The following is a 22,378-nucleotide window of genomic DNA, read 5'->3' as shown; positions in this document are numbered from 1 at the left end:
GGGGGCTTGCCCCCGATAGGGCGACACGGTCTCCCAGTTACTGCGCAGTCGGCCCCACTTCACGCATCGGCTTGCCCCGCACTGGCGCATCGCCTGCCACGTAGTAGTCCGCGGTGCTGCGCGGCAGTGGCTTGCGGCCACGGATCTTGTCGGCGATTTTCTCGGCGATCATGATCGTCGGCGCGTTCAGGTTGCCGGTGGTGATGATCGGCATGATCGACGCATCGACCACCCGCAGGCCCTGCATGCCATGCACGCGGCCTTCGCCATCCACCACGGCCATCTCGTCGCTGCCCATCTTGCACGAGCAGGACGGGTGGAACGCGGTCTCGGCGTGTTCGCGGATGAACTGGTCGAGTTGCTCGTCGGTCTGCACCTCGATGCCCGGGCTGATTTCGCGGCCACGGAACGGGTCGAGCGCCGGCTGCTGCATGATTTCGCGGGTCAGGCGGATGCCATCGCGAAATTCCTGCCAGTCCTGCTCGGTGGCCATGTAGTTGAAGAGAATGCTCGGGTAGTCCCGTGGGTTCTTCGACTTCAATTGCACGCGGCCACGGCTCGGCGAACGCATGGAGCCCATGTGCGCCTGGAAACCATGCTCTTTCACGCCGTTGCTGCCGTTGTAGTTAATCGCCACCGGCAGGAAGTGATACTGGATGTTCGGCCAATCGAAGTCTTCCCGGGTACGGATAAAACCGCCCGCTTCGAACTGGTTGCTGGCGCCGATGCCGGTGCCGTTGAACAGCCACTCGGCACCGATGGCCGGTTGGTTGTACCAGAGCAGCGACGGGTACAGCGACACCGGTTGGGTGCAGGCATATTGCAGGTACAGCTCAAGGTGGTCCTGCAGGTTTTCGCCGACGCCGGGCAGGTCGTGGACCACCGGGATGTCGAGGCTTTCGAGCAGTTTGGCCGGGCCGACGCCGGAGCGTTGCAGCAGTTGCGGCGAGGCGATGGCGCCGCTGCACACCAGCACTTCTTTACGCGCACGGGCTTCGACGCGTTCTTCGGCGGCGCCGATCAGGTAACGCACGCCGACCGCACGCTTGCCTTCGAACAGGACTTTGTCGGTCAAGGCATGGGTGACGATGGTCAGGGTGGAACGCTTTTTAGCCGTGTCCAGATAACCGCGTGCGGTGCTGGCGCGCCGGCCGTTTGGCGTGACGGTACGGTCCATCGGGCCGAAGCCTTCCTGCTGGTAGCCGTTCAAGTCTTCGGTACGCGGGTAACCGGCCTGTACGCCGGCTTCGACCATGGCGTGGAACAGCGGGTTGTTGCCGGCCTTGGGCGTGGTCACGCTGACCGGGCCGTCGCCGCCGTGGTAGTCGTTGGGGCCGATGTCGCGGGTTTCGGCTTTACGGAAATACGGCAGGCAGTCGAGGTAGGTCCAGTCTTCCAGGCCGGGCAGTTTCGACCAGTTGTCGTAGTCCATGGCGTTGCCACGGATGTAGCACATGCCGTTGATCAGCGAGGAACCGCCCAGGCCCTTGCCGCGCCCGCATTCCATGCGACGGCCGTCCATGTGCGGTTCTGGGTCGGTCTCGTAGGCCCAGTTGTAGCGACGGCCCTGCAGCGGGAACGCCAGGGCGGCGGGCATCTGGGTGCGGAAGTCGAGACGGTAATCCGGGCCGCCGGCTTCCAGCAGCAGGACGGTGACGCCTTCGTCTTCGGTCAGACGGGTCGCCAGGGTGTTACCGGCGGAGCCGGCACCCACAATGATGTAATCGTATTCTTGGGACATTGAATGCACCCTCTTTGAAGTGTGGTCAGGTCGGGCCTCATCGGGGGCAAGCCCCCTCCCACATTTGATCGGGTTTACACAGTCAAGGGTGGGAGGGGGCTTGCCCCCGATAGCGGCCTCACAGGCAACGCAAGGCTCAGGCTTAGAACACCGAGGCGTAATCGCCCAACTCGACCTGTACCGATTTGATGCGGGTAAAGTTGTTCAGCGAGCTGATCCCGTTCTCACGGCCCACGCCCGACTGCTTGTAGCCACCGACCGGCATTTTCGCGTCGGACTCGCCCCAGGCATTGATCCAGCAGATGCCTGCTTCCAGTTGATGAATCACGCGGTGGGCGCGGTTCAGGTCCTTGGTCACCAGGCCGGCGGCGAGGCCGAAGTCGGTGTCGTTGGCGCGGCGGATCACTTCTTCTTCAGTCTCGTAGGTGAGGATGCTCATCACCGGGCCGAAGATTTCTTCACGGACGATGGTCATTTCGTCGGTGCAGTCGGTGAACACGGTCGGGGCAACAAAGGCGCCTTTGGCGAAGTCGCCGTCGGTCAGGCGGTCGCCGCCGCACAGCACGCGAGCGCCTTCGGCCTTGCCCTTGGCGATGTAGCCGAGCACGCTTTCCATGTGGGCGAAGCTGACCAGCGGGCCGAAGTTGGTGTTGTCGTCCTGCGGGTCGCCGATGCGGATGCGCGCAACACGTTCGGCGATCTTGGCTTCGAACGCGGCTTGCAGGTGCTTGGGCACGAACACGCGAGTACCGTTGGTGCAGACCTGACCGGAGCTGTAGAAGTTGGCCATCATCGCGATGTCGGCGGCGCGGTCCAGGTCGGCGTCCTCGAACACGATCAGCGGCGATTTGCCGCCCAGTTCCATGGTCACTTCCTTGAGCGAAGAGCTGGAGGCGCTGGCCATGACTTTCTTGCCGGTGTCGGTGCCGCCGGTGAACGAGACTTTCTCGATGCGCGGGTGCTCGGTCAGCCAGGTGCCGACTTCGCGGCCGCTGCCGGTCAATACGTTGAACACACCGGCCGGAACGCCGGCTTCGGTGTAGATCTCCGCCAGTTTCAGGGTGGTCAGCGAGGTGACTTCGCTGGGTTTGAAGATCATCGCGTTACCGGCGGCCAGGGCCGGTGCGGATTTCCACAGGGCGATCTGGATCGGGTAGTTCCACGCGCCGATACCGGCGACCACGCCCAGCGGCTCGCGGCGGGTGTAGACGAACGAGGTGTCGCGCAGCGGGATCTGCTCGCCTTCGATGGCTGGCACCAGGCCCGCGTAATATTCCAGCACGTCGGCGCCGGTGACGATGTCGACGTACTTGGTTTCGGAGAAGGATTTACCGGTGTCCAGGGTTTCCAGGGCGGCCAGTTCGTCATTGCGCTCGCGCAGGATGTCGACGGCACGACGCAGGATGCGCGAACGCTCCATGGCGGTCATGGCGGCCCAGATTTTCTGGCCTTTTTCAGCGCTGACCACGGCACGTTCAACGTCATCGAACGTTGCGCGTTGCACTTGGGCGAGAACTTCACCGTTAGCCGGGTTGATGGCTTCGAAGGTGGCATCGCTGCCAGCGTCGCTGTAGCCGCCGTCAATGTAGAGTTTTTGCAGGTCGAAACGGGCCATAAAGTCCTCGCAAGTGCATAAGTGGTTGGCGTTAACCACTGAGGGGTGGCCAATAAGAGTCTGGCAACACCGATCAGTGGAGGTTCAGGGGTTGAGCGGTTATGTGTGCTCTAACTCACCTGCTTGGCCAATTGGAAATCCATGTATTCGTAAGCGATCCGTTGCGCCTGCGCCGTGTCGAATTCATCTCCCGACAGGGCGCCGCGCAACCACAAACCGTCGATCAAGGCCGCCAGGCCTCGGGCTGCGCTGCGTGCATCCGGCAGCGGCAACACGCGGCGGAACTGGCAGCACAGGTTGGAATACAGGCGGTGATCGTTGATCCGCTGCAACCTGTGCAAAGACGGGTGGTGCATGCTGGTCGCCCAGAAGGCCAACCAGGTTTTCATTGCCGGGCCGTTGACCTGGCTGGCGTCGAAGTTGCCGCCGATGATCACTTGGAGGTGCGCCCGTGGCGTGTCCTCCGTCAACGCTTGTCGCCGCTCGTGGACGTTCTCGATCAGCACATTCATCAAGTACCGCATCGTGGCCGCGATCAGGCCGTTCTTGTCCTTGAAGTAGTGACTGATGATGCCGTTCGAAACGCCGGCCAAACGGGCGATCAGCGCAATGCTGGCATCTCCCATTCCGACTTGATCGATGGCCGTCAGCGTGGCTTCGATCAGTTGTTGGCGGCGTATGGGTTGCATACCGACCTTGGGCATGGAGTACCTCTCCTCAGGCCTGCCGGCGGGCGATGACGTCCGTCGACTCGATGGCCAGTCTATTTTGTTTTGATTGAACGTTCAATCAACAAAGAATAAGCTCTGCGACAAATGGTCGCTGCCTGCCGGTATTTCCTACAGGTAGGTGGCGACATCTGACACCTGTGAAAACCCTTGAAACAGGCCATTTCAGAGCCTGAAGACCGCTTCGGCGGGCTCAAGAATTTTCGGGGTGTCTTTATAACACCCGTCCGTCGACTGCCGAAAAATCGATGAGCACGGGATCACCGCTGCCTTGTGTTTCTCTCTCGCACTGCCTGGAGCATCTGCGCCATGAGTTCTGCCTCTCTAATAAAAAACCCACCGGAAAAGGTGCGGGTCAACGGTTGGGTGTTCTACACCTCCACCGCACTGATTCTGTTGCTGACCGCCATTTTGATCATCGCCCCGCAAGAGGCCGGCCGGATGCTCGGCGTGGCGCAGGCGTGGTTATCGAAAAGCTTCGGCTGGTACTACATGCTGGTGATCGCCGCCTACCTGGTGTTCGTGGTCGGCCTGGCGTTTTCGTCCTACGGCAAGTTGAAACTGGGCAGCAAGGACGACACCCCGGACTTCAGCTACGGCGCCTGGGCCGGCATGCTGTTTTCGTCGGGTATTGGCATCTCGTTGCTGTATTTCGGCGCATCGGAGCCGTTGGACCATTACTTCAACCCGCCCGAAGGCGCGGCCGCCAGCAACGGCGCGGCGCGCCAGGCGCTGCAATTGACCTTCCTGCACTGGGGCCTGCACGGCTGGGCGATCTATGCGCTGGTCGGCCTGGCCGTGGCGTACTTCGCGTACCGCCATAACCAGCCACTGGCCCTGCGTTCGGCGTTGTACCCGCTGGTGGGCGAGCGTTGGGTCAAAGGCGCGGCCGGCCATGCGGTGGACGGGTTCGGCATGTTCGTGACCCTGCTGGGCCTGGTGACCAACCTCGGTATCGGCGCGATGCAGGTGTCGTCCGGCCTGGAAAACCTGTTTGGCATGCAGCACAGCAACACCAACCTGCTGATCGTGATCATCGTGATGAGCACTGTGGCGACCATTGCCGCCGTGTCGGGGGTGGAGAACGGCATTCGTCGCCTGTCCAACCTCAACATCGTGTTGTTCAGCGGTTTGCTGATCTTCGTGCTGTTGTTCGGCCCGACCCTGCACCTGCTCAATGGCCTGGTGCAGAACACCGGTGACTACCTCAACGGCATCCTCCTGAAAACCTTCGACCTGTATGTGTACGAAGGCGACGCCGACAAGACCGAACGCTGGATGGGCCTGTGGACCCTGTTCTACTGGGCCTGGTGGATTTCCTGGGCGCCGTTCGTGGGCATGTTCATCGCACGGATTTCCCGGGGCCGCACGGTGCGTGAACTGGTGGCCGGCGTGCTGCTGATCCCGCTGGGCTTCACCCTGGCGTGGTTGTCGATCTTCGGTAACTCGGCGCTGGACCTGGTGTTGAACCAGGGCGCGGTGGCGTTGGGCAAGACGGCGCTGGAACAACCGTCGATGGCCATCTACCAATTGCTGGAGCATTACCCGGCGTCGAAAATCGTCATCGGCGTGTCGATCTTTGTCGGCTTCGTGCTGTTCCTGACCCCGGCGGACTCCGGCGCGGTGATGATGGCCAACCTGTCCTGCAAAGGCGGCAACGTGGACGAAGACGCGCCGCACTGGCTGCGGATCTTCTGGTCGGCGGTGATCACCCTGGTGACTATCGGCCTGCTGTTTGCGGGTAACTTCGAAGCCATGCAAACCATGGTGGTGCTGGCGGGGCTGCCGTTCTCGGTGGTGCTGATTGTCTTTATGTTCGGTTTGCACAAGGCGATGCGCCAGGACATGGCGACGGAACTGGAGCAGGCGCAATTGGCCGAGCGTGGCCGTCGTGGTTTCAGCGAGCGCTTGACCGCCCTGGACCTGCAACCGAGCCAGGCCACGGTGCAGCGCTTTATGGACAAGCACGTCACGCCGGCGCTGGAAGACGCGACGAAGGCGTTGCGCGACCAGGGGTTGGATGTGCAGACCCTGTTGGGCAAATCCAAGCGTTGCATCGGCGTGCGTATCGAGATGGAAGAGGGCAACCCGTTTGTCTACGAAGTGAGCCTGGACGGCTACGCGGTGGCGTCGGACGAACTGCCCGAGGCGGAGCGCGCCCGTTACTACCGGGCCGAGGTGTACCTGCACAACGGGCCTCAGGAGTACGACCTGATGGGCTTCGCCCAGGAGCAGATCACCCGGGACGTGCTCGATCAGTTTGAAAGCCATCGGCAGCTCCTTGGCCGTGTCTATAGCTGATGGTTGAAGCCTGGTGGTGTCCCCACTGACACCACTGGGGCAAAAAATGTGGGAGGGGGCTTGCCCCCGATTGCAGTGTGTCAGTCAGCTCATCTGTTACTGATACACCGCTATCGGGGGCAAGCCCCCTCCCACATTTTGACCCTGTTTCTCCAATGGGTTTTGCGGTGTTTGTTAGCCCAGGTTCTTGCCCAGCAGGGCATGGTACAGCTCGCTGTCCCCCAGGATCCCCACCACCTGGTTGTTGTCGTGCAACACCAGCTTGTTGCCCGTCTGGTAGCGGATCTGCAGCGCATCGCGCATGCCGATATTCGAGTCCACCAGTGTCGGCAGGCGGCCCAGGCCTTCCACGGGTTGCCCCGGTGCCCAGTTCTGCAGGTTCATCACCGCGCCATTCTGGCGTGCGCCCCGGATGGTGTTGCCTTCGGCCAGGTCGAGCCACGAGTCGCCGCCCGGATCGAGGCACACCGAGCCGTTGATGCGTTTGCAGTTGTCCAGCGTCCGCATCAGGCTGCGCCCGCACAGCACGTTCAGCGGGTTGGTATGTGCGACGAAGGTACGCACATAATCGTCCGCCGGGTTCAGCACGATTTCTTCCGGCACGCTGTACTGGATGATCTTGCCGTCTTTCATGATCGCGATGCGGCTGCCGAGCTTGAGGGCTTCGTCGAGGTCGTGGCTGACGAACACGATGGTCTTGCTCAGCTTGCTTTGCAGCTCCAGCAACTCGTCCTGCAGGCCTTGGCGGATCAGCGGGTCGAGGGCGGAGAAGGGTTCGTCCATCAGCAGGATGTCGGCGTCCATCGCCAGCGCCCGCGCCAGGCCGACGCGCTGCTGCATGCCGCCGGAGAGTTCGTCCGGCTTCTTGTTACGCCATTGGCTCAGGCCCACCAGTTCGAGCTTTTCGTCCACCAGCTTGCGCCGGTCTTTCTCCGGGCGGCCCTGCATTTCGAGGCCGAAGCTGATGTTCTCGCGCACGGTCAGCCAGGGCATCAGGGCGAACTTCTGGAACACCATGGCGATGCGTTTGGTACGCATCATTTTCAGCTCGGCCGGGGTGCAGGAGGCGATGTCGATCTGGCGCCCTTCATGCTCGACGAACAACTGGCCACGGCTGACGGTGTTGAGGCCGTTGATGCAGCGCAGCAGGCTCGACTTGCCGGAGCCCGACAGGCCCATCAGCACACAGATCTCGCCTTTTTCCACATCCAGGCTGGCTTTTTCAACGCCGACGATCTGGCCGGTCTTTTTCAGGATCTCGTTACGGCTCATGCCCTGGTCCAGCAGCTTGAGCGCTTCGCGTGGGTCTTTGGAGAAGATCACGTCGACATTGTCGAATCGGATAATGCTCATGCATCACCCCCTACTTTGGCGTCGGGTTGTTTGCAGATGCGGTCGAGCATGATGGCCAGCAGCACGATCGCCAGGCCGGCTTCAAAGCCCAGGGCGATGTCGGCGGTGTTCAGTGCGTTGACCACCGGCTTGCCGAGGCCGTCGGCACCCACCAGGGCGGCGATCACCACCATCGACAGCGACAGCATGATGCATTGGGTAATGCCGGCAGCAATGCTCGGCATGGCGTGGGGCAGTTCAATGCGCGAGAGCAATTGACGGCGCGAGCAGCCGAAGGCTTTGCCGGCGTCCATCAACTCTTGCGGTACATCACGGATACCCAGGTAGGTCAGGCGGATCGGCGCGGCAATCGCGAACACCACCGTGGAAATCAACCCGGGCACCACACCCAGCCCGAAGAGGGTCAGGGTAGGGATGAGGTAGACGAAGGTCGGTACGGTCTGCATCAGATCGAGCACCGGCCGCATCAGGGTGTAGAACATCGGTTTGTGCGCGGCAACAATGCCCAGCGGCACGCCGATGACCACGCAGACCAGGGTGGCGAACAGCACCTGCGCGAGGGTCTCCATGGTTTCCTGCCAGTACCCCAGGTTGAGGATCAGCAGGAAGGAGGCGATGACAAAAACAGTCAGGCCCCATTTACGTTGAATGAAGTGAGCCAGCAGCGCAATCAGACCGATCAATGCCAGCGGATTGAACCAGGTCAGCGCGAACGTCACGCCGTGGATCATCGTTTCCAGGGTCGATGCGATTGCGTCGAAGTAGTTGGCACCGTGTTGGGTCAACCATTCGACGAAGGCAGCGATGTACTGGCCTAGTGGGATTTTCTGTTCAGTCAGCATGGTAGTGAATGTCCACATGCGAAGGGGAAAACATCCCGGGCCAGCGCACCAGCCCGGGGTCAGCAGGGATTACTTGGCGAGGTAAGCTTTGACGGCCTCCAGACCTGGTTTGCCATCGACGGTGGTGACACCGGCAAGCCAGGTATCGAGCACTTGCGGGTTCTTCTTCAGCCAGGCCTTGGCCGCGGCGTCGGGTTTCATCTTGTCGTCCAGGACGTTACCCATCAGGGTGCTTTCCATGTTCAGGGTGAACGACAGGTTTTTCAGCAACTGGCCGACGTTGCTGCATTCCTGGGTGTAGCCCTTGCGCACGTTGGTGTAGATGGTGGCCTGGCCGTAGTTGGGACCGAACGAGTCGTCACCCCCGGTCAGGTACTTCATCTTGAAGCGGGTGTTCATCGGGTGCGGTTCCCAGCCGAGGAACACGATGGCCTTGCCGCGCTTGGTGGCGCGTTCGACCTGCGACAGCATCCCGGCTTCGCTGGACTCGACGACTTTGAAACCGGCCGACTTCAAGCCGAACGCGTCCTTGTCGATCAGGGTTTGAATGGTGCGGTTGCCGTCGTTGCCGGGTTCGATGCCGTAGATTTTGCCTTCCAGCTCATCCTTGAATTTGGCGATATCGGCGAAGTCTTTCAGGCCTTTGTCATACAGCGCCTCGGGAACGGCCAGGGTGTACTTGGCGTTTTCCAGGTTGGCGCGCACGGTTTCCACGGTGCCGGCATCACGGTATGGCTTGATGTCGTTTTCCATGGTCGGCATCCAGTTGCCGAGGAAGATGTCCATGTTCTTGCCGTCGGCCAGGGACTTGTAGGTCACCGGTACCGAAATCATCGTGGTGCGCGGCTTGTAGCCGAGGCCCTTGAGGATTTCGCTGGTGGTCGCGGTCGTGACGGTGATGTCGGTCCAGCCGACATCGGAGAAGTTGACGGTCTGACATTGTGCCGGTTCTGCAGCGTGCGCCAGGACTGGCAGACTCAGCATGGCGGCCAACAACAACGAGGGTGAACCTTTCATGGGGCTAGACTCCTGTGTGCTTTCTGGCGGCATTCGCCGCGCTTTATAAGTGTTGCGGTTGGAACGTGCTTTGAGGCGGCGGCACGGTGCCTTGCCAACGAGTCGAGACTGATCATGTACCAGTGAAAATCTGACGCCTACAGGGGGCGTCGTATCCAGTACAGGCAGGGTCGCATCCAGTGTCGGTGACGTCGTTTACAGATTTTTCCTAAGGAAAAACCGCTGTTTTTACCCATCTGCACCGCTAAAAACGCCCAAAACAAGCCCTTGCTCGTGAGCGACGCTGATGAGCATGGTTGCGTCGGTGTGAGACGCCGTGATGGCAGATAAAAGCCTGATGATGCCGCCATCTGGGCGATCTGAGCGTAGCACCTCGTTCAAGCCTGGCCTGTGCTTATCGAGGAGTTCCACGGCAATGGCTATCAGTGTTTTCGACCTGTTCAAGATCGGCATCGGGCCTTCGAGTTCTCACACCGTCGGCCCCATGCGCGCCGCAGCGTTGTTCGTTCAACGGTTGCGTGAACGTGAATGGTTGGAACAGGTGCGGCGCGTCGAAGTTCAGCTCTACGGCTCATTGTCGGCCACCGGCATCGGCCACGGCAGCGACACCGCAACCATCATGGGCCTGATGGGCGAGTGGCCGGACGCAATCGATCCGGCGCAGATCGGCCTGCGTATCCACACCCTGCGCGAGACCGACACGCTGCTGCTGGACGGGCGTTTACCGGTGCCTTTCGTGTGGGCGCGGGACATGCGCCTGCTCGACGAAAACCTACCGTTCCACCCCAATGCCATGACCCTGGTGGTGTTCGGTGCTGACGGCGAGTTGCACCGCGACACCTACTACTCCGTCGGCGGCGGCTTTGTGGTGGATGAAGCCCAGGCGCAAAGCGGCGTGGCGGATATGGACCGCAGCGCATTGCCCTATGAATTCTCCAGCGCGGTGGAGCTGCTGCAACTGTGCAAGAGCCATAACCTGCGCGTCGCCGAGTTGATGCTGGCCAACGAAAAAGTCTGGCGCTCCGAAGATGAAATCCGCAGCGGCCTGATGACGCTCTGGCGCGCCATGCAGGCGTGCGTCGAGCAGGGCCTCAAGCACGAAGGCATCCTGCCCGGCGGCCTGAATGTGCGCCGTCGCGCCGCCAAGTTGCACCGCAGTTTGCTGGAGTTGAGCAAGCCCAACGTGATCGGCTCGACCTTGAGCGCGATGGAGTGGGTCAACCTGTTCGCCCTCGCGGTCAACGAAGAAAACGCCGCCGGCGGGCGCATGGTCACCGCGCCGACCAATGGCGCGGCGGGGATCATCCCGGCGGTGCTGCACTACTTTATGAAGTTCAGCGACGACGTCACCGAAGCCAACGTGGTCGACTACCTGCTCAGCGCGGCGGCGGTGGGCATTCTGTGCAAGAAGAACGCCTCGATCTCCGGCGCCGAAGTCGGTTGCCAGGGCGAGGTCGGCTCAGCCTGCGCCATGGCGGCGGCGGGGTTGGCGGAGATCCTCGGCGCCACCCCGGAGCAACTGTGCAACGCCGCCGAAATCGGCCTGGAACACAACCTCGGCCTGACCTGCGACCCGGTGGGCGGCCTGGTACAAGTGCCGTGTATCGAGCGCAACGCGATTGCCGCGGTGAAGGCGATCAACGCCGCGCAGATGGCCCTGCGCGGCGACGGCCAGCACTTTATTTCCCTCGACCGGGTGATTCGCACCATGCGCGATACCGGGGCGGACATGCATGACAAGTACAAGGAAACCTCGCGGGGTGGGTTGGCGGTCAGTGCGGTTGAGTGTTGAGACCGCGTCGCCGCTATCGGGGGCAAGCCCCCTCCTACATTTTGAATTGTGAATACCTTCAAATGTGGGAGGGGCGGTGCGACGATTCGACTTGCCCCCGATAGCGCCAGTCCAAACAACCCTGCTCATAAAGTGAACACCAAAACCAAAAGCGCCACCTTTTAGCGCGTCGCAAACAGATAAGTAGCCCCCAAACGATTTCCCCTCAGACCACCCGTCACCCGTGCCTGCGGTGACAGACGCTTGCTTCGCCCTCAAAGCGCCTACCCACAAGTGCTACCGATCTGCTCACAGCCCTTGAACGGGGCCGTTTGCGCCGCCGATTCGGAGCATATTCCGCACTTCGTACAGGGGCTTGTCTAGACACATCAAGAGGTCGTTTTCAGGAGTTATTGAATGGCCATTCAAATTTAGGCATGGCAATTGCTCTATCAACTCAACGCCTCTCTCTGCATCAGAGACGAGCGCAATAACAAGAGCCTCGCCTGAGGCCATCACCCGCTTTGTGTGAGGAGATACCGCGATGACGTCGTTCAACTCCGGGGCCCAACCCCAGAACCGTGCGCCTCAATCCATCGGCTTTCTGCTGCTGGACAATTTCACGCTGATTTCCCTGGCTTCGGCAGTGGAACCGCTGCGCATGGCCAACCAGTTGTCCGGGCGCGAGTTGTATCGCTGGACAACCCTGAGTGTCGACGGCAACCAGGTGTGGGCCAGCGACGGTCTGCAAATCACCCCCGATGCCGCCATGCACAAAGCCCCGGCCCTGGACACCGTCATCGTGTGCGGCGGCGTGGGTATCCAGCGCACCGTCACCCGTGAACATGTGTCGTGGCTGCAAAGCCAGGCGCGCCAGTCCCGTCGCCTCGGCGCGGTATGTACCGGCAGTTGGGCCCTGGCCTGCGCCGGGCTGCTCGATGGGTTCGATTGCAGCGTGCACTGGGAATGCCTGGCGTCGATGCAGGAAGCCTTCCCGCGCGTGTCGATGAGCACCCGCCTGTTCACCCTCGACCGCAACCGCTTCACCAGCTCCGGCGGCACCGCGCCGCTGGACATGATGCTGCACCTGATCAGCCGCGACCACGGCCGTGAACTGTCGGCGGCGATCTCCGAGATGTTCGTGTACGAGCGCATCCGCAATGAACAGGATCACCAGCGTGTGCCGCTCAAGCACATGCTCGGCACCAACCAGCCGAAGTTGCAGGAAATCGTCGCGCTGATGGAAGCCAACCTCGAAGAACCGATCGACCTGGATGAGCTGGCGGTGTACGTCGCCGTGTCGCGGCGCCAGCTGGAGCGGCTGTTCCAGAAATACCTGCACTGCTCGCCGTCGCGCTACTACCTCAAGCTGCGCCTGATTCGCGCACGGCAGTTGCTCAAGCAAACGCCGATGTCGATCATCGAAGTGGCGTCGGTGTGCGGGTTTGTGTCCACGCCGCACTTCTCCAAGTGCTACCGCGAATACTTCGGTATTCCGCCACGGGATGAGCGCGTCGGTTCCAACACCACCCAGCAGGTGGCGATGATGCCGATTCCGCCGGCGTTGGTGTTGTCCCCGTTGTCGGGGCCGATGTCGGCGTTGAGCCAGGCGCGCAATGAGTCGACGTTTGCCAGTGTGAGGCTCTAGACCGAGTCGCCTGCATCGGGGGCAAGCCCCCTCCCACATTTGACTGTATTCACAATTCGAGTGTGGGAGGGGGCTTGCCCCCGATAGCGGTCTGTCAGACGCCGGAGTTCTGTTTGAACTGCATCAGCGCCGGCAATAACTGCCTGTCGATCGCCTGCCGCACCGCCGGCAGAATCGTCGCACTGCCGCTGTACATCTGCTCGACCATGCCCTTGAGCGCCTTGGCCCGCGCTTCGCTCAAACCGCGTACCGCACATTCACAGGCCTGCTCGGCGCTGGCGCCGCTGGATACCTCGAAACCGAGCGAGCGCAGTTTGCTCAGCAGGTCATCCTGGTCAATCAAATCCGCATGCATCATGACGTTTATCCTGGTGAAGGGAGCGGGGGGATCGATTTGGATTCTGGTAGCCGACCAGGCGGTCGGCAAGGGCAGAATGCATGAATGGCTCGGATGGCTATGAACAGGTCGTTTTCGGGCCATTTGGTGCGGGCAGGCCAATGACGCGGCCGAGGAGGGCGGGAGTGGGCAGGTCGACTTGCGTGGCGCGGATGGCCGCGAGGCGTTCCAGTGTCGCCTCGGTGAACGGCGCCGAGCGCGGCCCGGCGAGGTCGACGTGCAGCAGCATCTGTTCGTTGCCCGCCAGTTCCTTGTCGTCGCTCACCAGGTGCAGGCTGTGATAGAGGTGCAGGCGCTTGGCATCGTGGGCGATCAGTTGGGTACGCACCTCCACGTCGGCGCCGAGTTTCACTTCGTGCAGGTAGTTCAGGTGCAGCTCCAGGGTGAACAGCGAATGGCCGCTGGCGGCGCGGTTTTCGCTGTCCAGGCCGAGGGTGTCCATCAACGCGTCGGTGGCGTAGCTGAAGATCAGCAGGTAGAACGCGTCGCGCAGGTGGCCGTTGTAGTCGACCCAGTCGGGGTGGACCTGGGTGGTGTAGGTGGTCAGTGCCGGCATGCTGGGGGTTTCCTTATTCGGCGAAGGTCATGCCGTGCTTGGCTTTAGTGGTCTTCACCGCTTCCAGCACCGCCAACAGACAATCATCACGGTAGCGCTCCAGCGCCGAAATGCTGTGGTTACCCAACTGCTCGCAGGTGCCGTCGACCACATCGTCGATCAACTTGTCGGTCAGCTCCGGCGCCGGCAGGTGGGTCCACGGCAACTGCAACGCCGGACCGAACTGTGCCATGAAGTGCCGCATCCCGGCATCGCCGCCGGCCAGGGTGTAGGTCAGAAACGTGCCCATGAACGACCAGCGCAAGCCGGCGCCAAAACGGATTGCGTCGTCGATCTCGCCGGTAGTGGCAACGCCATCGTTGACCAGGTGCAGCGCCTCACGCCACAGGGCTTCGAGCAGGCGGTCGGCGATAAAACCGGGGACTTCCTTACGCACATGCAACGGGCGCATGCCGAGGGATTCATACACCTGGATCGCCGCCTGGATCGCCTCGGGCGCGGTGTGTTTGCCGCCCACCACTTCCACCAGCGGCAGCAGGTACACCGGGTTGAACGGGTGACCGACGACGCAGCGTTCAGGGTGGGTCGAGCCTTCATAGAATTCGCTGGGCAACAGGCCCGAGGTACTGGAGCCGATCAACGCATTCGGCTTGGCGGCCGCGCTGATCTTGCTGTGCAGCTCCAGTTTCAGCTCCAGGCGTTCCGGGGCGCTTTCCTGGATGAAGTCGGCGTCTTTCACGCACGCCTCGATCGTGGCGACAAAACGCAGGCGGTCCTGCGATGCGCCGGGGGCCAGGCCTTGTTTCTCCAGGGCGCCCCAGGCATTGGCGACGCGTTGACGCAGCGCGGCTTCGGCACCGGGCGCCGGGTCCCAGGCCACCACATCGAGGCCGTGGGCCAGGGCGCGGGACACCCAACCGCTGCCGATCACACCGCTGCCGAGGGCGGCGAAGGTTTTGATATCTGTAATAAAACGCATGGCGACATTCCTGAATAAGGTGATGTTCCCCTGTGGGAGGGGGCAAGCCCCCTCCCACAGGTTTTGATTCGGTTTGGGTTGGGGGGTTAGCCGCGTTTTTTGAGGCCCATCTTCACCCGCCCTTCGGCCGGGGTCATGACCCGCGCGCCCAGGCGGCTGAGGATTTCACTGGCGCGTTCCACCAGTTGACCGTTGGTGGCCAGCACGCCTTTGTCCAGCCACAGGTTGTCTTCCAGCCCGACCCGCACGTTGCCGCCGAGCAGCACCGCCTGCGCCGCCATCGGCATTTGCATGCGGCCGATGCCGAAGCCGGCCCACACCGCGTCGGCAGGCAGGTTGTCGACCATGGCTTTCATGGTGGTGGTGTCGGCCGGCGCGCCCCACGGGATGCCCAGGCACAGTTGGAACAGCGGGTCGTCGAGCAGGCCTTCCTTGATCATCTGCTTGGCGAACCACAGGTGGCCGGTGTCGAAGATTTCCAGCTCGGCTTTTACGCCCAGTGCCTGGATACGTTTGGCGCCGGCCCGTAGTTGCGCCGGGGTGGACACGTAAATGGTGTCGCCATCGCCGAAGTTCAGCGTGCCGCAGTCCAGCGTGCAGATTTCCGGCAGCAGCGCTTCGACATGGGCCAGGCGCGTCAGCGGGCCGACCAGGTCGGTGTTGGGGCCGAATGCCATGGGCGTCTCGCCGCCGCCGATCTCCAGGTCGCCGCCCATGCCGGCGGTGAGGTTGACGATGATGTCGATGTCGGCCTCACGGATACGCTCCATCACTTCGCGGTACAAGGCGACGTCGCGGCTGAACTTGCCGGTCTCGGGGTTGCGCACATGGCAGTGAACGACAGTGGCGCCAGCCTTGGCGGCTTCCACGGCGGCGGCGGCGATTTGTTTGGGGGTGACCGGTACATGGGGGCTTCTGGCGCTCGTGTCGCCAGCACCGGTGAGTGCGCAGGTGATGATGACGTCGTGGTTCATGGGGCAGGTTCCTTACAGGCGTGATTTCAAGGCGTAGCGAGGCCGTTCGCGGTCAGGCACGACCGCGAAACGGTGCGTCGAATACCGTTATTTGCTGGTCAGTTGCAGGTTGGCGGCGGCGGGTTTGCCGTCGAAGGTGGTCACGCCTTCGAGCCAGCGCGCCTGGTCTTGCGGGTGATCCTTGAGCCACTGCTTGGCGGACTCGAAGGCGTCCTTGTGTTCCAGCAACGGCTGCATCATTCGGCTCTCGTCGGCGGCGGTGAAGGTCAGGTTGGTCAGCAGCTTGTGGACGTTGGGGCACTGCTCGGCGTAGGTCGGCGAGGTGACGCTCCACACGGTGGCCATGCCTTCGTTCGGGCCCAGGGCGTCTTCGCTGCCGGTGAGGTAGGTCATCGCGATGTTGACGTTCATCGGGTGCGGCGCCCAGCCGAAGAACACCACGGCTTCCTTGCGACGCACCGCGCGGTCGACGGCGGCGAGCATGCCCGCTTCGCTGGACTCCACCAGCTGGAATTTGCCCAGGCCGAACTGGTTCTTGGCGATCATCGCCTTGATCTGGGTGTTGGCGCCCGAGCCCGGCTCGATGCCGTAGAGCTTGCCGCCCAGTTCTTTCTCGAACCTGGCGATGTCGGCGAAGGTTTTCAGGCCTTTGTCGGCCAGATAAGTCGGCACCGCCAGGGTCGCGCGCGCGTCTTCCAGGCTCGGTTTATCGAGGACCTTGACCTGCTTGGCGTCGACGAACGGGGCGATGGTCTGGGTCATCAGCGGGTTCCAGTAGCCGAGGAACAAGTCCAGGCGCTGGTCGCGGATGCCGGCGAAGATGATTTGCTGGGACGCGCTGGTCTGTTTGGTCTTGTAGCCGAGGCCATCGAGCAACACTTGGGTCATGGCGCTGGTGGCGATCACGTCGGTCCAGTTCACCACGCCCATACGCACGTTCTGGCAGGATGGCGCGTCGGCCGCGAAGACGCTGGTACTCAAGATGGCGCTGGCGCTGAATGCGAGCACGCAGCGGCTGATCAGTCGGTTCATGGTGGTTCCCTCGGCAGGTCGTTATTGTGGGGGCCGGCGTCTTTGTGCGCCGTGGGGTCACGTTACGCAGCTTGAGGGGCGACAAAACGCACGGCGGCGACCCGCTCTTGCACTGCAGCGACCTGTGCTCTTGAATGGGCCGTTGAACTGGCGTATCACAGTGACCACGCTGCCGGTCCTACGAGAGCGCACCATGTCCCAGGATTTCTACTTTCTGCTGATGCCAGGGTTCTCGGCCATCGGCTTTATCTCCGCGCTCGAACCGCTGCGCGTGGCCAACCGCTTTCGTGGCGAGTTGTACCGCTGGCATGTGTTGAGCGCCGACGGCGGCGCGGTGCTGGCGAGCAATGGCATGTCGGTCAACGCCGACGCGGCGCTGGAGCCGCTGAAAAAAGGCGCGACGCTGATGGTGGTCGCCGGTTTCGAACCGCTTGAATTCGCCACCCCGGCCCTCGAACATTGGCTGCGCCGCCTCGACCATGACGGTGTGACCCTCGGCGCCATCGACACCGGTGCCTGCATCCTGGCCGAGGCCGGGCTGCTCGACGGCCACCGCCTGACCCTGCACTGGGAAGCCATCGACGCCTTCAAAGAAGCCTATCCGCACCTGAGCGTGACCCAGGAACTGTTCGAGATCGACCGCCGCCGCATCACCTGCGCCGGCGGCACCGCTTCCATCGACCTGATGCTCGACCTGATCGCCCAGGCCCACGGCCCCGACCTGGCGATCCAGGTCTCCGAGCAATTCGTGCTCGGGCGCATCCGCCCGCGCAAAGACCACCAGCGCATGCAGATCGTCACGCGCTACGGCATCAACAACAAGAAGTTGGTGCAGGTGATCGGCGAGATGGAACAACACACCGAACCGCCGCTGAGCACCCTGGCCCTGGCCGAGGCGATCAAAGTCACGCGGCGCCAGCTGGAGCGGCTGTTTCGCCTGCATCTGAACGACACGCCGAGCAACTTCTACCTCGGCCTGCGCCTGGAAAAAGCGCGGCAGTTGTTGCGCCAGAGCGACATGAGCGTGCTGGAGGTGAGCCTTGCCTGCGGCTTTGAGTCGCCGTCGTATTTCACCCGCAGTTATCGGGCGCGGTTTGCCAAGTGTCCGCGGGAGGATCGGCGACGGGAGGTGGTTTGATTGGCGATTATAGTCAATTATACTCACGGCTATAATTTATAGTTAGTTCAATAATTGAGTATAAAAGCATGTCCAAGCCCAGCGGTTTTGTGTTCCGCCGCCCCACCCTGGCAAGCAGTATTGCCGATGGCCTGGTGGGCGTGGGTATCCAGGATTTCACCTCTGGCCTGTTTCTCGCGGCGCCGCGTCGTACCGGCAAAAGTACTTTTCTGCGCGAAGACCTTCTCCCCGAGTGCCAGGCTCGGGGTTGGCTGACGGTGTATGTGGACCTGTGGGCCGACAAGGAGAAAGATCCCGCCGAGCTGATTTCCAGCGCCATTGCCGGTGCGTTGGTGCCTTTCGAAAAGGGCATCCGCAAACTGGCGAAGAACATCGGCATCGAAAAACTCAGCTTCCTGCGCACCTTGTCCTGGGACTTCACCAAGCCTCAACTGCCCGTGGGCGCGACCCTTACGCAAGCACTGGAATTACTTCACCGCGCCGCCGAAAAAACCGTGGTGCTGGTGATTGATGAAGCCCAGCACGCGCTCACCACCGAAGCGGGCATCAACGCCATGTTCGCCCTCAAGGCCGCACGCGACCAGCTCAACCAGGGCCGCGAAGGCGAGGGCAGTGGCTTACACCTGGTGTTCACCGGCTCCAACCGCGACAAGCTCGCCCATTTGGTGCTGGGCAAAAGCCAGCCGTTTTTCGGCTCCAGCATCACGCCGTTTCCGTTGCTGGGTAAGGCGTTCACTCAGGCTTACACCGCGCATCTCAACGCGCATCTGGCCGAGACCAACCAATTCAACGCGGCGGATATCGACGAAGCATTTGAGTTGGTAGGCCGGCGCCCCGAGATGCTGCGCACCATCATCGGTGAAGTGGCCCTGGAGTTGGGCGAGGCAAGCAACCTGGGCCAGTTGCTGCACAGCCGCGCGGAAGTGCTGCGTGCTGGCGTCTGGAACGAATTCGAAAGCGCCTGGAACGCCCTCACCCTTGCGCAACGTGCCGTGCTGCAAGTGATGGTGGAGCGTTCGCAACACAATCAACCCTTCGCCCCGTTCACCGACAGCACCCTCATTGCGGTCAGCAAGGCGCTGGAGGAGATGGGCAGCGACGTGGTGCCCGGCACTCAGACCATCCAGGCGTGTATCGATGCCCTGCGTGACAAGGAACTGGTATGGAAGTCCAGCCGCGGCGGTTATGCCCTGGAAGACAAGTCCTTCGGCGACTGGCTGCTGCACAAGCACCGCACACCCGGCTAAACACACCACACAGCCAATGTGGGAGGGGGCAAGCCCCCTCCCACAGTGAATTGTCGGTGTGCCTATTTCTTTATCAGGGCCGAACACGCCGCCTTGAAGGCTTCATGCTGGTACTACACCCCTTCTCCTGTAAGCGACAAAGATCAAATGTGGGAGGGGGCTTGCCCCCGATGACGGTGGATCAGCGGCACCTGAGTGGCTGACACACCGCCATCGGGGGCAAGCCCCCTCCCACAGTAAATTGCCGGTGTGCTTATTGCTTTATCAGGGCCGAACACGCCGCCTTGAAGGCTTCATGCTGGTACTACACCCCTTCTCCTGTAAGCGACAAAGATCAAATGTGGGAGGGGGCTTGCCCCCGATGACGGTGGATCAGCGGCACCTGAGTGGCTGACACACCGTCATCGGGGGCAAGCCCCCTCCCACAGTGAATTGTCGGTGTGCTTATTGCTTTATCAGGGCCGAACACGCCGTCTTGAAGGCTTCATGCTGGTACTACACCCCTTCTCCTGTAAGCGACAAAGATCAAATGTGGGAGGGGGCTTGCCCCCGATGACGGTGGATCAGCGGCACCTGAGTGGCTGACACACCGCCATCGGGGGCAAGCCCCCTCCCACAGTAAATTGTCGGTGTGCCTATTGCTTTATCAGGGCCGAACACGCCGCCTTGAAGGCTTCATGCTGGTACTACACCCCTTCTCCTGTAAGCGACAAAGATCAAATGTGGGAGGGGGCAAGCCCCCTCCCACAGTGAATTGTCGGTGTGCTTATTGCTTTATTAGGGCCGAACACGCCGTCTTGAAGGCTTCATGCTGGTACTACACCCCTTCTCCTGTAAGCGACAAAGATCAAATGTGGGAGGGGGCTTGCCCCCGGTGACGGTGGATCAGCGGCACCTGAGTGGCTGACACACCGTCATCGGGGGCAAGCCCCCTCCCACAGTGAATTGTCGGTGTGCTTATTGCTTTATCAGGGCCGAACACGCTGCCTTGAAGGCTTCATGCTGGTACTTGTTCAGCGTCGCCGGCAGATCGAAATTGTGCTTCTTGTTCTGCGCATTGATGGTCTGCGGCGACAGCAGCGTCACTTCAACCCCCTCCAGCAGTTGAAACACCCCTTCAATCTTGAACGTGGTCGGGCCGCCGGCGAATTCGCCTTTTTTGCTGCGCTTCTTGATGGCGATGCGTTCGATGGCGTTGTCCTGCACGAACGCCTTCACCTGGGCGGCGAAGGCTTTGACGTTGGCCGCGTCATCGTCGTCTTCGAGGGCGATTTTCTTGGTGGCCAGGGCGACGTGGGTCAGCGTCTGATTGTTCAGGGAGGCAACGGCGATGATGGCTTCGCTGCCTTTGATTTCGATGCCGCAGAGAGTCATTGGGTCGCCTTGGAGCAAAAAAGAGAGGCCGCAATAGTATCAGGGTCGAGGGCTGAGACGGCCGCCGTCCACCCGTCGGGAACGTGCTCGACCTGTTATTTTTGACAGTAGACCGCCGCGTGCCCGGTCTCATAGATTCCCTGAAGGAGCCTGCCGAGGGTTCCGGCCTGTTCCATGGCTATTCCGACAAGGGAGTTATGCAATGAATATTCGCAAGGAAATTCGCGCACTGACCGCAACGGAACAACTGGAGTTTATCAACACGTTATTGGCGATGAAGCGTTCCGGTGTCTACGACAAGTATGTTCATTGGCATCACGCCGTCATGAAGGCCACGGTCTACCCGAACGAACCCCAAGATCCCAACTACCGTAACGGTGCTCACCGGGGGCCGGCATTTCTGCCGTGGCACCGTGAAATGTTGATGCAGTTCGAGGCGGATCTACAAGCGATCAACGTCAGCGTAACGTTGCCTTATTGGGACTGGACGCAGGATGCGGCCGCCCCTGAACAATCGCCGGTCTGGCGCCAGGGTTTCCTGGGAGGTGATGGCGACCAAGCCGATCAGTTTCGCGTGCAGGATGGGGTCTTTGCCCACAAATACGGGAACTGGCCCGTGCCGCCCTATGACGAGGAGGGCTTGCCCGGGCCAGGCCTCAAACGCCAGTTCGGGCAAGTGATCAGCTCACTGCCAACCGAGGACGACCTGCGAGTGGCGATGAACGAAAGCCTGTATGACGAACCCAATTACAACTCGAGCCCTTTCATCCGCGGTTTCAGAAACCGCCTGGAAGGCTGGATCACCCAGCGCGGCGATCCTGCTGTCAAAACCTCCGGTTCGCAGCTGCATAACCGTGTGCATTTGTGGATTGGCGGCAATATGTTGCCCATGACCTCACCGGATGACCCGGTGTTCTTCCTGCATCACTGTTTCATCGACAAGATCTGGGCGGACTGGCAGGCGCAGAAACGCCTGGATGAGCCGGACTTGGCCCCGCACTATTGCCCCATGCAGGACGGTCCGCCGGGCCACAACTATGATGATGTGATTAATCCCTGGACCCGCCGGATCAGTGAGGTGATGGATATCGCCGCGCTGGGCTACAGCTATGCGCCCAGCCGCCCATTGACGAAAAGCCCGTTCAAGTCGCCCTTCATGGCCTGACGCCTGTGAAGCGTTCCCGCGTTCAATGCGCGGGAATGCTTCACTCCTGGCCGATCGACTCCAAAAACTCCGACCGCTCATCACTCATCCGCGCCAGGCAATCGTTCAGCGCGATCGCATAGGGCTTGGTGCCGGTCGCCGCCGGGAAGGTGTCCACCGCGCAATCAGCGTCGCGTAATTTTTCCCACTTCTGCTGGGCATCCTTCAGACGAGCGGTAATGTCTGCCAGCTGTGACTTGTTGCTGCCATAGGTCGAACCCATGCGCTCCAGCAACCCTTGATAGTTATCCTTGAGCAATTGCTCGGCGGTGGTTTTGTTGTAGGTGGCGCATTCCAGGGTTTGCTTGTCGTTTTCGATGCCGTCGCACGGCGTGCTGTCGGTGTCTTCGGCCGCGTGGACGCCGGTTGCGATGAGTGCCAAAGCCAGGAAAATCGATTTCATTGCGCCGTCTCGTATCGGTTGATGCGGGAATTCTGGCCCAAGCGTAAGACAAAGAACA

Annotated in this window: 19 protein-coding genes; 6 read left to right on the top strand and 13 right to left on the bottom strand. The window is 61.5% G+C overall.

The window, feature by feature from the left end; genetic code table 11:
- Window positions 1–37 precede the first annotated feature (37 nt).
- From betA to betI, 3 genes are all read right to left on the bottom strand, one after another.
- The gene (gene betA, locus PverR02_RS29295) at window positions 38–1,741 is read right to left on the bottom strand and encodes a choline dehydrogenase (protein ID WP_046381793.1); all 1,704 of its coding nucleotides are present in this window, start codon (window positions 1,739–1,741) and stop codon (window positions 38–40) included.
- Window positions 1,742–1,883: 142 nt separating this feature from the next.
- On the bottom strand, window positions 1,884–3,356 hold the full coding sequence (gene betB / locus PverR02_RS29290; protein ID WP_017844938.1) for a betaine-aldehyde dehydrogenase: 1,473 nt from the start codon (window positions 3,354–3,356) through the stop codon (window positions 1,884–1,886).
- 110 nt (window positions 3,357–3,466) lie between these two features.
- A complete protein-coding gene (betI, locus tag PverR02_RS29285) occupies window positions 3,467–4,060 on the bottom strand; it encodes a transcriptional regulator BetI (protein ID WP_017844937.1) in 594 nt (197 codons plus the stop codon).
- A gap of 390 nt (window positions 4,061–4,450) precedes the next feature.
- Between betI and PverR02_RS29280 the strand changes: the two genes are divergently transcribed.
- Entirely contained in the window at window positions 4,451–6,385 is a 1,935-nt protein-coding gene (locus PverR02_RS29280; protein WP_227778914.1) for a BCCT family transporter, read from the top strand.
- Between the two features lie 174 nt (window positions 6,386–6,559).
- Here the strand turns inward: PverR02_RS29280 and choV are convergent, their stop codons facing one another.
- From choV to PverR02_RS29265, 3 genes are all read right to left on the bottom strand, one after another.
- A complete protein-coding gene (gene choV / locus PverR02_RS29275; RefSeq protein WP_046381796.1) occupies window positions 6,560–7,738 on the bottom strand; it encodes a choline ABC transporter ATP-binding protein in 1,179 nt (392 codons plus the stop codon).
- A complete protein-coding gene (choW, locus tag PverR02_RS29270; protein ID WP_015886271.1) occupies window positions 7,735–8,580 on the bottom strand; it encodes a choline ABC transporter permease subunit in 846 nt (281 codons plus the stop codon). Before choW ends, choV begins: the two co-directional genes overlap by 4 nt.
- Before the next feature lie 69 nt (window positions 8,581–8,649).
- A complete protein-coding gene (locus PverR02_RS29265) occupies window positions 8,650–9,597 on the bottom strand; it encodes a choline ABC transporter substrate-binding protein (protein ID WP_046381797.1) in 948 nt (315 codons plus the stop codon).
- 415 nt (window positions 9,598–10,012) lie between these two features.
- Between PverR02_RS29265 and PverR02_RS29260 the strand changes: the two genes are divergently transcribed.
- Together PverR02_RS29260 and gbdR are read left to right on the top strand one after the other, a co-directional pair.
- Window positions 10,013–11,389 (top strand): L-serine ammonia-lyase, encoded by a 1,377-nt coding sequence (locus PverR02_RS29260; protein ID WP_017844932.1) that lies wholly within the window; start codon window positions 10,013–10,015, stop codon window positions 11,387–11,389.
- A 523-nt stretch (window positions 11,390–11,912) separates the two neighbouring features.
- A complete protein-coding gene (gene gbdR, locus PverR02_RS29255; protein ID WP_017844931.1) occupies window positions 11,913–13,016 on the top strand; it encodes a choline metabolism transcriptional regulator GbdR in 1,104 nt (367 codons plus the stop codon).
- A 94-nt stretch (window positions 13,017–13,110) separates the two neighbouring features.
- On the opposite strand, the gene PverR02_RS29250 is transcribed toward gbdR, so the two are convergent.
- The 5 genes from PverR02_RS29250 to PverR02_RS29230 form a co-directional block, all read right to left on the bottom strand.
- The gene (locus PverR02_RS29250) at window positions 13,111–13,374 is read right to left on the bottom strand and encodes a hypothetical protein (protein ID WP_017844930.1); all 264 of its coding nucleotides are present in this window, start codon (window positions 13,372–13,374) and stop codon (window positions 13,111–13,113) included.
- 97 nt (window positions 13,375–13,471) lie between these two features.
- The gene (locus PverR02_RS29245) at window positions 13,472–13,969 is read right to left on the bottom strand and encodes a thioesterase family protein (protein WP_057003930.1); all 498 of its coding nucleotides are present in this window, start codon (window positions 13,967–13,969) and stop codon (window positions 13,472–13,474) included.
- A 13-nt stretch (window positions 13,970–13,982) separates the two neighbouring features.
- A complete protein-coding gene (locus PverR02_RS29240; RefSeq protein WP_079444848.1) occupies window positions 13,983–14,948 on the bottom strand; it encodes an L-carnitine dehydrogenase in 966 nt (321 codons plus the stop codon).
- 86 nt (window positions 14,949–15,034) lie between these two features.
- Complete coding sequence (locus PverR02_RS29235; protein ID WP_057003928.1) at window positions 15,035–15,922, bottom strand: BKACE family enzyme; 888 nt, start codon at window positions 15,920–15,922, stop codon at window positions 15,035–15,037.
- Between the two features lie 87 nt (window positions 15,923–16,009).
- Window positions 16,010–16,954 (bottom strand): choline ABC transporter substrate-binding protein, encoded by a 945-nt coding sequence (locus tag PverR02_RS29230; RefSeq protein WP_017844926.1) that lies wholly within the window; start codon window positions 16,952–16,954, stop codon window positions 16,010–16,012.
- A gap of 193 nt (window positions 16,955–17,147) precedes the next feature.
- Between PverR02_RS29230 and PverR02_RS29225 the strand changes: the two genes are divergently transcribed.
- Entirely contained in the window at window positions 17,148–18,092 is a 945-nt protein-coding gene (locus PverR02_RS29225; RefSeq protein ID WP_079444847.1) for a GlxA family transcriptional regulator, read from the top strand.
- A gap of 68 nt (window positions 18,093–18,160) precedes the next feature.
- Window positions 18,161–19,339, top strand: coding sequence for an AAA family ATPase (locus PverR02_RS29220; protein ID WP_046487921.1), 1,179 nt, complete (start codon window positions 18,161–18,163; stop codon window positions 19,337–19,339).
- A 957-nt stretch (window positions 19,340–20,296) separates the two neighbouring features.
- Here PverR02_RS29220 and PverR02_RS29215 read toward each other — a convergent pair.
- Window positions 20,297–20,713, bottom strand: a complete 417-nt coding sequence (locus tag PverR02_RS29215) for a DUF3010 family protein (RefSeq protein ID WP_079444846.1) — start codon at window positions 20,711–20,713, stop codon at window positions 20,297–20,299.
- A gap of 202 nt (window positions 20,714–20,915) precedes the next feature.
- Here PverR02_RS29215 and PverR02_RS29210 point away from each other — a divergent pair, with 202 nt between their 5' ends.
- Entirely contained in the window at window positions 20,916–21,878 is a 963-nt protein-coding gene (locus PverR02_RS29210; protein WP_046381805.1) for a tyrosinase family protein, read from the top strand.
- 40 nt (window positions 21,879–21,918) lie between these two features.
- On the opposite strand, the gene PverR02_RS29205 is transcribed toward PverR02_RS29210, so the two are convergent.
- Window positions 21,919–22,320, bottom strand: a complete 402-nt coding sequence (locus PverR02_RS29205; RefSeq protein WP_017849538.1) for a lysozyme inhibitor LprI family protein — start codon at window positions 22,318–22,320, stop codon at window positions 21,919–21,921.
- Window positions 22,321–22,378: the final 58 nt, after the last annotated feature.

Origin of the sequence: Pseudomonas veronii (genome assembly GCF_002028325.1) — a bacterium.
Taxonomy (GTDB): domain Bacteria; phylum Pseudomonadota; class Gammaproteobacteria; order Pseudomonadales; family Pseudomonadaceae; genus Aquipseudomonas; species Aquipseudomonas veronii.
Note: the sequence above shows the minus strand (reverse complement) of the source record. Positions and strands in the feature narration are given on the sequence as shown.